Below are 11733 nucleotides of genomic sequence, written 5' to 3'. Positions count from 1 at the left end.
GGTTGTAGCTCAGTCGGTTAGAGTACCGGCCTGTCACGCCGGGGGTCGCGGGTTCGAGCCCCGTCAACCGCGCCACTGCCTGACCTTTCCAGGGGAACTGGACCGGCCCGGAGGGCGACATAGATGCGCGGTTGTAGCTCAGTCGGTTAGAGTACCGGCCTGTCACGCCGGGGGTCGCGGGTTCGAGCCCCGTCAACCGCGCCACTTCTCCCAAAGTTCGATGTAATTTCCGGGTGATACCCGCTCTGCGCCCAGCCGCCTCTTGCCGGTGCGGCGCGCTTTCCTGTATTCGCATGGAAAACGGGCAGGGGTATTTCAGGTGAAGGTGGATGCGAATACGGCGGTTTTGACGATCTGTCGGGACGATGCCTATTTCCTAACGCGGTTCGTGCAGTATTACGGCGGGCTTTTCGGCCGCAACAACCTGTATATCATCAGTCACGGGGACGAGCCGCTGGTGCGCGAACTGGCGCAGGGCTGCAATATCTTTCCGGTGCCCGCGATCGAGACCAGCCAGTTCACCATGCTGCACTGGCGCACCAAGAATTACCTGAAGAACGCGCTGCGCCAGTGGTACAAGCATGTGCTGATCTGCGATGTGGACGAATTTGTCGTGGTCGATCCCGCCACCGGCATGAACCTGCGCACCTGGCTGGACAAGGCGCCGGGGCGGACGGTCTATACCGCGATGGGGCTGGAGATCGTTCATCTGCGCGACCGGGAAAAGGAGGATATCGGCGGCGGTATCCTGGGGCCGCGCCTGCATGCGCAGGTGGCGCTCCATTATGCCAAGCCTTGTATCGTCTCGCGCCCCGGCAAGATCGGGCGTGGCGGGCATTATGCCGAATATGAAAAGCTGAACATGCCCGAGTTCCTGTACATGTTCCACATGAAGTATTGCGACTATGGGCTTTATGTAGAAACACTAAATCGCCGGAACGCCTTTATCGAGAAGCAGAAGGAGGTGGCCGCCGGAGGCGCCGTGCGCACCAACCCGAAATGGTTCGCCGAGGGGCGCAACGATGACGAAGTGTTTTCGGCCTTCGAGGCGCGACCGGTGGATGAGAGTTTCGATCTGGAGCATGTGCGCCAGGTGATGCACGCCACCTGGGAACAGCGCGGCGATGGCTTATGGCATTTCCATCGCCCGGAATACGAGGAGCTCTACAAGCTGCCCGACCGGTTTGACGGGGCCGACCGGGCCTGAGGCCCGGCCGGCGGTCGGTTACTTCGCCGTCAGCGCATCGAGGATGCGTGCCCAGGAGCGGATGCCCTTGTGGAAGCTCTGGACGTCGTATTTCTCGTTCGGGGAGTGGATTGCGTCGTCTTCGTTGGCGTAGCCCACCAGCATCGAATCGAGGCCCAGGATCGACTTGAAGAAGCCGACCACCGGGATCGAGCCGCCCATGCCGGTGAACACCGCCTCGCGGCCCCATTCGTCGGAGAGCGCGGCGCGGGCTGCCTCCATCTCGGGGCGGGCGATGTTCATCACCGAGGCTTTGGAGCCTTCAAGATCGTTGTCCCAGATCACCTTGGCGTCCGGGCTGAGGCGGGATTCGACGTGTTTGCGGATCGCGATACGCAGCTTGTCGGGGTCCTGATCGCCGACCAGGCGGCAGGTGATCTTGCAATGGGCCTGGCTGGGGATCACGGTCTTGGATCCGGCGCCGTTATAGCCGCCCCAGAGACCGTTGACCTCGAGCGTCGGGCGCGCCCATTGCTGTTCCAGGGTGGAATAGGCTTTTTCCCCGTGCGCCTGCGAATAGCCGACCGAGGTGAGGTAATCCTGTTCGTCAAAGCCGCAGTTCTGCCATTGGCGCAGCTGGTCGGCGGGGACCTCTTGCACGCCTTCGTAGAAGCCTTCGACCGCGACGCGGCCGGTGTCCTGGTCGTAGAACGAGGTGACGATGCGCGACAGCTCGCGTAGCGGGTTCAGGCCGGGGCCGCCGTAATGGCCGGAATGCAGGTCGATGCGGGGGCCGACGATGGTGAACTCGTCCTTGAGCATGCCGCGCAGCTGCGCCGCGATCGACGGCACGCCACGTGCCACCATCGAGGTGTCGCAGACCAGCGCGATGTCGGCCTTGAGCTCGTCAGCATGCGCCTTGAGGAAGGGCACCAGCGAGGGCGAGCCCGATTCCTCTTCACCTTCGAAGAAGAAGGTGATCCGGCAGGGCAGGGAACCATGCACCGCTTTCCAGGCGCGGCAGGCCTCGACAAAGGTCATCAACTGGCCCTTGTCATCCGACGAACCCCGGCCGCGGATCACCTTGCCGTTGGCGGTATCCTCGATCACAGGCTCGAATGGCGGGCTGGTCCACAGGTTCAGCGGATCGACCGGCTGTACGTCGTAGTGGCCGTAGAACAGCACATGCGGCGCATCCGGGCGGTCGGCCGAAATATGGCCCACCACCATCGGTCGGCCGGGGGTGACACGCTTTTCAGCGGTGATGCCGATGCTGGCCAGATCGGCGACCAGCCAGTCGGCGGCGCGGTCGCATTCAGCCGCATAGGCAGGATCGGTGGAGATCGAGGGGATGCGGATCAGCTCCATCAGCCGGTCGATGGCCGTGGGCAGGTCCGCGTCGATGCGGCCCAGAACGTCGTCGAGTGACATGGGGTTTCCTTTGCTAGGTCTTTTGCTCGCGCGAGAGCCTAGCAGCGCGCCCGGCACTGTCCAGAGGGCGCGGCGCGACGCCTATCGGAAACACCGGCATCCACCCCGCGCCGCATTGTGAAGCCGAAGCGGCGCAGGGCGGGTTGTGACAACCCGATTGCAGCGGTATATGACCCAGATCAAGGCTGCGACACTGATGCAGGATGTAGGCGGTTGAAAAAATGATGTGCCAAAGATATGCATTCAAGACCGTGAATGCGGCGCAGAACCCAGAATTGCCGGCATCGGGCCGGATGACCTATGGAGGACCCGGTGGACCATATCGCGCAACTCGACGCCGCCATCCAGAAACTGCATGACGAAGGCCGCTACCGGACCTTTATTGATATCGAGCGGGAAAAGGGCAACTTTCCCCATGCGGTCTGGACCCGCCCCGATGGCAGCAAGCGGCCGATCACGGTATGGTGCGGCAACGATTATCTGGGAATGGGTCAACACCCGGTCGTGTTGCAGGCGATGCACGAGGCCATCGACGCCACCGGCGCCGGGTCGGGCGGCACGCGCAACATCTCGGGCACAACGGTCTATCACAAGCGGCTGGAGGCGGAACTGGCCGACCTGCATGGCAAGGAAGCGGCGCTGCTGTTCACCTCGGCCTATATCGCCAATGACGCGACGCTGAGCACCCTGCCCAAGCTGTTCCCGGGGCTGATCATCTATTCGGATTCGCTCAACCACGCCTCGATGATCGAGGGTGTGCGCCGCAATGGCGGGGCCAAGCGTATCTTCCGCCACAACGACGTGGCGCATCTGCGCGAGTTGCTGGCGGCGGACGACCCGGCGGCGCCCAAGCTGATCGCGTTTGAATCGGTTTATTCGATGGATGGCGATTTCGGACCCATCGAAGAAATCTGCGACCTGGCCGACGAGTTCGGCGCGCTGACCTATATCGACGAGGTGCATGCGGTCGGCATGTACGGGCCGCGTGGCGGCGGCGTGACCGAGCGGGACCGGCTGGCGCACCGGATCGACATCATCAACGGCACCCTTGCCAAGGCCTATGGCGTGATGGGCGGATATATCGCCGCCAGCGCGAAAATGTGCGATGCGATAAGGTCTTATGCGCCGGGCTTTATCTTTACCACCTCGCTGCCGCCAGCGGTCGCGGCGGGGGCGGCGGCCTCGGTCGCGCATCTGAAGGTAGCGCAGGAGCTGCGCGACCAGCACCAGACCCAGGCGCGGATCCTGAAGCTGCGGCTCAAGGGGCTGGGCCTGCCGCTGATCGACCATGGCAGCCATATCGTGCCGGTGATCGTCGGCAATCCGGTGCATACCAAGAAGCTGAGCGACATGTTGCTGGAGGATTTCGGCATCTATGTGCAGCCCATCAACTTTCCCACCGTGCCGCGCGGCACCGAGCGGTTGCGCTTCACGCCCTCGCCGGTGCACGGGCCGGACGAGATGGACAAGCTGGTGCATGCGATGGACGCGCTCTGGGCGCATTGTGCGCTGAATCGTGCCGAATTGGCGGGCTGACTTCACGCTTCGGTGTCCAATTCCTTTGCCTCGTGTTACGGTTGAGGTAACAACAGGCGCGAGCGAATCGTTGCGGGAACGATTCCGGCGCTGCCGATAACACTCGGCAGATACGATGGGGCGACAGGCATGATCGGGCGCAGGTTTCAGCGCAAGTCGGAAGAAGCACAGGTTGAAAAACCTAAAGGCTTTGACGACTTTGAGTTGCGGCTTGGCGATACCATGCGGGGCGAGCGCGCCACCTTGGGCAAGTCGCTGCTGGACGTGCAGCGCGAACTGCGTATCAAGGCCAATTACATTGCCGCGATAGAGAATTGCGACCCCTCGGCCTTTGACACGCCGGGGTTCATCGCCGGATATGTCCGCTCGTACGCGCGCTATCTCGGCATGGATGCTGAGGAATGTTTCGCCAAGTTCTGTGCCGAAAGCGGTTTTGAAGTGGCGCATGGCATGTCGGCGCAGGCGTCGAGTGTCAAGAGGACGTCGGCGGCCGCCGCGCCGCGCCGCGCCGTTTCCAATGACCCCTTCATCACGCCGAACACACCCTTTGCCCCTGGCCGGGAATCGATGCTGTCGCAGATCGAGCCGCGTGCGATCGGGTCGGTTCTGGTGCTGGTCGCGCTGATCGGCGCCATCAGCTATGGCGGGTGGTCGGTTCTGAAGGAAGTGCAACAGGTTCAGGTGGCACCGGTCGATCAGGCGCCGCTGGTGCTGACGGATCTCGACCCGCTGAAGAGTGCCGGGCGCGAGGACGAAACACTGAGTGGCCCGACGGTGGAGGCCCTGGACCGGCTCTATCGGCCGCAGGCCCTGGATGTGCCGGTGCTGGTGGCGCGGGATGCGCCGATCGCATCGCTGGATCCAAACTCGGTCGGCTTGTTCGTGACGCCGCAATTGCCCGAGATCCAGCTGAGCGCGACTCAACGTGCGGTAGATGCACTGTTGCCGCAGGTGGTCGAGGAGCTGGAACCGACCCTGAAGATCGTCGCCGTCAGCCCGGCCTGGATGCGGGTCACCGCCGCCGATGGCAGCGTGATTTTCGAAGGCACCCTGGGCACGGTCGAGCAGGGCAGCACGTATGAAATCCCGCTGACCGAGGAGCCGCCGACCCTGCGGGTTGGCGAATCGGGCGCGGTCTACTTTGCCATGAATGGCGAACATTACGGTCCGGTAGGCGCGCGGGGCACCGTCACCAAGAATGTCCAGCTGTCGATGGATGCCGTCGGCGAGCGGTTCGAGGTAGCCGATCTGGAGGCCGAGCAGAACTTTGCGCTGCGTCAGCTTTTGGTGGCTGAGGCGCAGAACGCACAGCCGCAACAGGTCGCAAACGACTGATCCGCCATTGCCGCCGCTGGCGCAGGGGCCTATCTAGGGGCCAACGCGTCCAGATGCAGAAGGCTGGCCCCATGTCCCACAATCCCGTGCGCCCCTGGCGCAATGTCTATCGCCGCAAATCGCGCCAGATCATGGTGGGCAACGTGCCTGTGGGCGGCGATGCGCCGATCTCGGTCCAGACCATGACCAACACGCTGACCACCGATGTGGCCGCCACCGTGGCCCAGGTGCAGGCAGCGGCCGAGGCGGGGGCGGATATCGTGCGGGTCTCGGTCCCGGACGAAGCCAGCGCGCGGGCCCTGCGCGAGATCGTGCGCGAAAGCCCGGTGCCGATCGTGGCGGATATCCATTTCCACTATCGCCGGGGGATCGAGGCGGCCGAGGCGGGCGCGGCCTGTCTGCGCATCAACCCCGGCAATATCGGCAGCCCCGATCGGGTGCGCGAGGTGATCAAGGCCGCGCGCGATCACGGCTGTTCCATTCGGATCGGGGTGAATGCCGGAAGCCTGGAAAAGCACCTGCTGGAGAAATACGGCGAGCCGTGCCCCGAGGCGATGGTGGAAAGCGGGCTGGAGCATATCCGTATCCTGCAAGACAACGATTTCCACGAGTACAAGATCAGCGTGAAGGCCAGCGACGTGTTCCTGTCGGCTGCCGCCTATCAGGGCATTGCCGAGGCCACCGACGCGCCCATTCACCTCGGCATCACCGAGGCGGGCGGGCTGGTCAGCGGCACCATCAAATCGGCGATCGGGTTGGGGAACCTGCTGTGGATGGGGATCGGCGACACGATCCGCGTCAGCCTGAGCGCCGATCCGGTCGAAGAGGTGAAGGTCGGCTATGAGATCCTCAAGTCGCTGGGGCTGCGCCATCGCGGCGTCAACATCATCTCGTGCCCCAGTTGCGCGCGGCAGGGGTTTGATGTGATCCGGACGGTCGAGGCGCTGGAAAAGCGGCTGGAGCACATCAAGACACCAATGAGCCTCAGCATCATCGGTTGCGTGGTGAACGGGCCGGGCGAGGCGCTGATGACCGATGTGGGATTCACCGGCGGCGGCGCCGGATCGGGCATGGTGTACCTGGCGGGCAAGGCCAGCCACAAGATGTCGAACGAGCGCATGATCGACCATATCGTCGAGGAGGTCGAGAAAAAGGCCGCGGCGCTTGAGGCCGCCTCCGCCGCCGAGGCAGCGGAGTAACGCGACGCACCGGGCAGGGCGCCCCTGGGCGCGATCAGCCGGTGCGGGACAAGGGTTGGCGCAAGCCGCCGCGCGCCTGTACCAGGTCGCGTGTCAGATGGGCGATCCGCGCGTCCTTCATCGCCAGTTCGATATCCATGCTTTGCATCGACCGACGCAATTCCTGAATGCGCGTGGTTTGCTGGTCGAGGTGATGCAGCGACCCGCGCAGTTTGCGCGCAGTCATGTACCAGAGCAGAAAGAATCCTGCGGCGGGCGCGAGGCCCGCAAGGGGGGCAAGAGATGTCGGTTCCATGCCCTCAGAGATACAGCGAAAATGGTTAACAACTCGGTGACGAAGTCCACCGAAAGCAAGGTCATTTCGCGGCGGAAATGGGGCGCGGGATGCGCGCCCCCTTTGAGGTCAGCTGCGCTCGTCGCGCAGGGCGTCCACGACCTGTTGCATCTGTTCGGCGGGCAGGAAGCCGCGCAGCATCTCGGTTTCGAGAACGAAGGAGGGCGTGCCGGAAATGTTGAGCCGCTGCGCCAGCGCGCGTGTCTCGGCAATGCGGCGGGTGACCTCTGCGCTGTTCATCTCGGCCTTGATGGCCTCGACATCCAGCGCCAGACCCTCACCAATGCGTGCCAGTGTCACGTCGGTGATGTCTCCGGTGAATTCCATCAAGGCATCGTGGATCTGGCCATAGGCGTCGTCGCCCGCGACGATCAGGGTGGCGATGGCAAAGCGCGAGGCCAGCACGGATGCATCGCCCAGGATCGGGAATTCCTTGACGATAAAGCGGATGTTGCCGTCGTCCTGCAACAGTTTTGCAACCTCGGGGACGGCGCGGCGGCAATAGCCACAGCGGTAATCCATGAACTCGACCAGGGTGATGTCACCCTCGGGGTTGCCGCCGACCCAGGAGTAGCCGTCGTTGAAGATCTCGGCAGAATTGACCGCCACCAGTTGCACATCCTGCTGCGCCTCTGCCTGAGCCTGGCGCTGTTCGAGGATGTTGACCGCCTCGATGATCACCTCGGGGTTTTCCAGCAGGTATTCGCGGACCTGGGCGCCGAAGGCTGCGCGCTCTTCGGGCGACATGGCGCTGAGATCCAGCGCCTGGGAGGGGCCGGCAAGAAGCGTGGTGGCAAGCGCCGTTGTGGCGAGGGTGCGAAACATCATCTTTTCCTTTTTACAGATCGTTCCGAGGCCAGCAGGACATCCTGTGCCCGCTGCCAGCCGGGCGAGCCGGTGGGCAGCGCGCCGACGGCCCGCTTGGCGTGAATAAGGGCGTCTTCGGGGCGGCCCTGAAGCGCGTAGCGTTCGGCGGTTACGACCGATGCCATACCATCATTGCCGAGCTTGGAGTAGGCCACCGCCAGATCGCGCAACATGCGGATATCGCGATAGTCGCGGGCCCGGGCGCGTTCCAACGCGTCAAGCGCCGCCTTGTTCTGTCCGGCGCTGAGCAGTGCCCGGCCATAGCCGGCCAGAATCAGCGCATTGTTGGGCGCAAGGTCTACGGCCTGTTCATAGGTGGCAACAGCGGCCTGTGTCTGCCGGTGCTCCATCAGGATCTGGCCCTTGAGTTCGACGTAATAGGCATCGTCGGGCCGTTCGGCGATGGCGGCGTCAATCGCGCTGCGGGCGCGGGCCAGGTTGCGGTCACGGTGCCAGGCGATGGCCTCGCGCATCATGCGGATGTCGCGGTTCTGTTCTTCGGCGGCGCGGCCCAGGGTCCATTTCGAGCTGCGCGAAAAGGCAGAGATCTTGCCGCGCACGCGGGCGAACCAGTATTCCGCATTGGGATTGACAGGGGCCGCGTTGCCATAGGCTTCAAGAAAGGCCTCGGCGTTGCGGATGCGGTCGCGGGTCAGCGGGTGGGACTGCATATAGGGATCCTGCCGCTCGACGCTCAGCAGCTCTTGTCCGGCAAAGGTGCGGTGCAGGTCGACCAGCCCCTGAAGCGGGATGTCGGACCAGCGCAGATAGCTGGCGGCCGAGTTGTCGGCGGCCGATTCCTCGGCCCGCGTATGTTTCAGAAATCCGCGGAGGGCGGAGGTTTGGGTACCGGCGGCAATCCCCGCCGCGGCGTCGCCGCCACCGGCGGCGGCGGCCAGCAGCGACAGGGCAAAGCCCAGTTTGGACAGGGTTTGCGCGTTTTCCAGATTGCCGATGCGGCGGGCGATATGGCCGTTGGCAATGTGCGCGGCCTCATGCGCGATGACGGCCTGTAACACGTCGGCGCGCTGGACCTTTTCGATCAGGCCCGAGTGGATGAAGATCGCGTTGTGGTCGAACACGAAGGCGTTGAGCGAACTGTCATCGACAACCAGAAGCTTGACCCGGCGCGGGTTCAGCCCGGCTGCGCGCAGGATGGGAAAGGCAAGCTCCTCGAGTCCGTTTTCGATATCGGGGTCGCGCAGCAGGGTGATGGCCGAGGCGGAACTGGCCGCGAACAGATAGATCGCGGACAGCAGAAAAAGGGCCGGGATTGACGCCAGCCGGAATACGCGTTCAAAAGCCATGGCCGCACCATGGGAGAACGTCGTGAGAAACTCAAGCCGATCCGCTGTCGATCCCTTCATTGTGATGGATGTCATGGAGGCCGCCCGCAAGGCCGAGGAGGCCGGTCGCCGGATCATCCATATGGAGGTTGGTCAACCCGGTACGGGCGCACCCAAGGGTGCGATGGAAGCCCTTGAAAAGTCTCTGAAAGCGGATGCTTTGGGGTATACCGTTTCGCTTGGAATTCCAGCGCTACGGCGCCGCATCGCGCAGCTTTACGGTGACTGGTACGGGGTCGATCTGAACCCCGAGCGGGTGGTGGTGACGCCGGGGTCCTCCGGCGGATTTTTGCTTGCCTTTACCGCGCTCTTCGACAGCGGCGACCGGGTCGGGATCGGGGCGCCGGGCTATCCCTCGTACCGGCAGATCCTGCGGGCGCTTGGCCTGGTTCCGGTAGACCTGCCGACGGCACTGGAAAACCGGTTGCAACCGGTGCCCGCCGACTTTGCGGGCATGGATCTGGCCGGGTTGCTGGTCGCCTCGCCTGCAAATCCCAGCGGTACGATGCTGGACCGTGCGGCCATGGGCGCGCTGATCGACGCGGCGCAGGCACAGGGCGCGAGTTTCATCAGCGACGAGATCTATCATGGCCTGGAATACGAGGCCAAGGCGGTGACGGCGCTGGAGCTGACCGACGAATGTTATGTGATCAACTCGTTTTCGAAATACTTCTCGATGACCGGTTGGCGCGTGGGCTGGATGGTGGTGCCCGAGGATCAGGTGCGCGTGGTCGAACGCATCGCGCAGAACATGTTCATCTGCGCCCCGCATGCCAGCCAGGTCGCGGCCCTTGCGGCGTTGGAGTGTGAGCCGGAATTGCAAGCGAATCTGGAGGTTTACAAGACAAACCGAAAGTTGATGCTTGAGGGGCTGCCAAAGGCCGGGTTTACCCGGATCGCGCCGCCCGATGGGGCGTTCTATGTCTATGCCGATGTCTCGGACCTGACCGATGACAGCCGTGACTTTGCCGCCGAGATTCTGGACAAGGCAGGCGTTGCGGTGACGCCGGGCCTCGATTTCGACCCTGTGCGGGGGGGCGGCACGCTCAGGTTCTCTTATGCGCGGGCCACGGCGGATATCGAGGAAGGGCTGGCGCGGCTGGCGCAGTTCATGGCAGCGCGGGCACCGGCCGATTAGGCGTTTGCAGCGCCGGGATAGGCGGCTATTGTCAGCACCAACTCCGCAAAGACCGGGAACATGAGCAGGATCATCATTCTCATAATGGCGTTTTGGGCGCTGGCGGTTCCGTCGCTGGCCCAGGACTTCAGCGGTCTGGCCCGGCTTCGCCCGGAGGAAAGCCGTATTGCAGAGACGTCCCGGGGCGGACTGCGTCTGGACCTGGCGTTGAGCCAGGGGGTGCCGTTCCGCTTGTTCACGCTGGATGAACCCCGGCGCCTGGTGCTGGATTTTCAGGAGGTCGACTGGACCGGTCTGAGCACCGAGGCTCTTCTGGTCGAAGACCGGGTGGTCTCGGCGCAGTTCGGGACCTATGTGCCGGGATGGTCGCGGATGGTGCTGGAACTGGCGCGGCCGTATTCCGTGGCCGAGGCAGCGATGAGCGTCGATGCGGTGACGGGTGGGGCGCGGCTGGGGGTTGTTCTGAAACCCGTGGACGAGGCCACCTATGCGGCCAGTGCCGGCGCGCCATATGATCCGCGCTGGGATCTGCCGGTGCCGGAGCAACTGCCGGCGTTGCCTGAACGCGGACCGGATGCGCCGGTGAGGGTAGTGCTGGATCCCGGACATGGTGGTATCGACCCGGGCGCCGAGGTGGAGGGCGTTGTCGAGAAGGAACTGATGCTGCGCTTTGCCCGTGAGGTGCAGGATCTGCTGCTGCGCACGGGCGGGTTCGAAGTGGTTCTGACCCGGGATGCGGATGTGTTCGTCTCGTTGGAACGGCGCATCGCGTTGGCGCATGAGGCCGGGGCGGATGTGTTCATCTCGCTGCATGCCGATTCGCTGAGCGAGGGGCTGGCGCATGGGGCAACCGTGCATGTTCTGGCCGAAGAGGCATCGGATATCGCCTCGGCCAAGCTGGCCGAGCGGCATGACCGAGACGATCTTTTAGCCGGTGTCGATCTGAGCGACGCCGACGACCGGGTGACGGATGTCTTACTGGATCTCGCCCGACAGGAGACCCGGCCGCGCACCGAGGCGCTGGCCCGGGCGCTGGTCGATGGCATGACCCAGCAGGGCGGACCGATGAACCGCCGGCCGTTACGCGGGGCGTCCTTTTCCGTTCTGAAAGCGGCCGATATCCCCTCGGTCCTGGTTGAAATCGGATTTCTGTCGAGCCCGCGAGACCTCAAGAACTTGCAGGATCCGGAATGGCGTGCCGCCATGGCGGCCGGTATCCGAAACGGTTTGGTCAACTGGCGCAAGATGGATATTGAGAACCGCGCATTGGTGCGGCAGTAATCTTTGTCACCTGTGGGGGCGCGCGTGCGAATTGCCGATCCGTGGGACGGGGCCTACGTCACGTCCTGTTTTGGCTGAAT

10 protein-coding genes and 1 tRNA gene are annotated in these 11733 nt (G+C 63.8%); 7 read left to right on the top strand and 4 right to left on the bottom strand.

The genetic code is table 11. The features are described from left to right. The first annotated feature begins 127 nt into the window (after positions 1 to 127). Together OEZ49_RS07545 and OEZ49_RS07540 are read left to right on the top strand one after the other, a co-directional pair. A tRNA-Asp gene (locus tag OEZ49_RS07545) sits at positions 128 to 204 on the top strand. Between the two features lie 115 nt (positions 205 to 319). Further along, positions 320 to 1207 carry a glycosyltransferase family 2 protein gene (locus OEZ49_RS07540; RefSeq protein WP_263387727.1) on the top strand — a complete coding sequence of 296 codons (888 nt, stop codon included), beginning with the start codon at positions 320 to 322 and terminating at the stop codon, positions 1205 to 1207. Positions 1208 to 1225: 18 nt separating this feature from the next. On the opposite strand, the gene OEZ49_RS07535 is transcribed toward OEZ49_RS07540, so the two are convergent. Then, complete coding sequence (locus tag OEZ49_RS07535; protein ID WP_263387726.1) at positions 1226 to 2617, bottom strand: M20/M25/M40 family metallo-hydrolase; 1392 nt, start codon at positions 2615 to 2617, stop codon at positions 1226 to 1228. A 312-nt stretch (positions 2618 to 2929) separates the two neighbouring features. On the opposite strand from OEZ49_RS07535, the gene hemA reads away from it, so the two are divergent. The 3 genes from hemA (at position 2930) to ispG (ending at position 6687) form a co-directional block, all read left to right on the top strand. After that, positions 2930 to 4153 carry a 5-aminolevulinate synthase gene (gene hemA, locus OEZ49_RS07530; protein WP_317853160.1) on the top strand — a complete coding sequence of 408 codons (1224 nt, stop codon included), beginning with the start codon at positions 2930 to 2932 and terminating at the stop codon, positions 4151 to 4153. A gap of 129 nt (positions 4154 to 4282) precedes the next feature. After that, positions 4283 to 5488: a helix-turn-helix domain-containing protein gene (locus OEZ49_RS07525; protein ID WP_263387723.1), complete on the top strand. Its 1206-nt coding sequence runs from the start codon at positions 4283 to 4285 to the stop codon at positions 5486 to 5488. Positions 5489 to 5559: 71 nt separating this feature from the next. After that, on the top strand, positions 5560 to 6687 hold the full coding sequence (gene ispG, locus OEZ49_RS07520; protein WP_164127125.1) for a flavodoxin-dependent (E)-4-hydroxy-3-methylbut-2-enyl-diphosphate synthase: 1128 nt from the start codon (positions 5560 to 5562) through the stop codon (positions 6685 to 6687). A gap of 34 nt (positions 6688 to 6721) precedes the next feature. Here the strand turns inward: ispG and OEZ49_RS07515 are convergent, their stop codons facing one another. From OEZ49_RS07515 to OEZ49_RS07505, 3 genes are all read right to left on the bottom strand, one after another. After that, entirely contained in the window at positions 6722 to 6982 is a 261-nt protein-coding gene (locus OEZ49_RS07515) for a hypothetical protein (protein WP_263387722.1), read from the bottom strand. 108 nt (positions 6983 to 7090) lie between these two features. Continuing rightward, positions 7091 to 7849, bottom strand: a complete 759-nt coding sequence (locus OEZ49_RS07510) for a DsbA family protein (RefSeq protein ID WP_397545652.1) — start codon at positions 7847 to 7849, stop codon at positions 7091 to 7093. Beyond that, positions 7846 to 9195, bottom strand: coding sequence for a M48 family metalloprotease (locus OEZ49_RS07505; protein ID WP_263387720.1), 1350 nt, complete (start codon positions 9193 to 9195; stop codon positions 7846 to 7848). Before OEZ49_RS07505 ends, OEZ49_RS07510 begins: the two co-directional genes overlap by 4 nt. A 22-nt stretch (positions 9196 to 9217) precedes the next feature. Here OEZ49_RS07505 and OEZ49_RS07500 point away from each other — a divergent pair, with 22 nt between their 5' ends. Together OEZ49_RS07500 and OEZ49_RS07495 are read left to right on the top strand one after the other, a co-directional pair. Then, positions 9218 to 10372, top strand: coding sequence for a pyridoxal phosphate-dependent aminotransferase (locus tag OEZ49_RS07500; protein WP_263387719.1), 1155 nt, complete (start codon positions 9218 to 9220; stop codon positions 10370 to 10372). A gap of 60 nt (positions 10373 to 10432) precedes the next feature. Then, complete coding sequence (locus tag OEZ49_RS07495) at positions 10433 to 11653, top strand: N-acetylmuramoyl-L-alanine amidase (RefSeq protein WP_263387718.1); 1221 nt, start codon at positions 10433 to 10435, stop codon at positions 11651 to 11653. Positions 11654 to 11733 lie beyond the last annotated feature (80 nt).

The organism is Ruegeria marisflavi (assembly GCF_025673445.1).
Lineage (GTDB): Bacteria > Pseudomonadota > Alphaproteobacteria > Rhodobacterales > Rhodobacteraceae > Ruegeria_B > Ruegeria_B marisflavi.
Note: the sequence above shows the minus strand (reverse complement) of the source record. Positions and strands in the feature narration are given on the sequence as shown.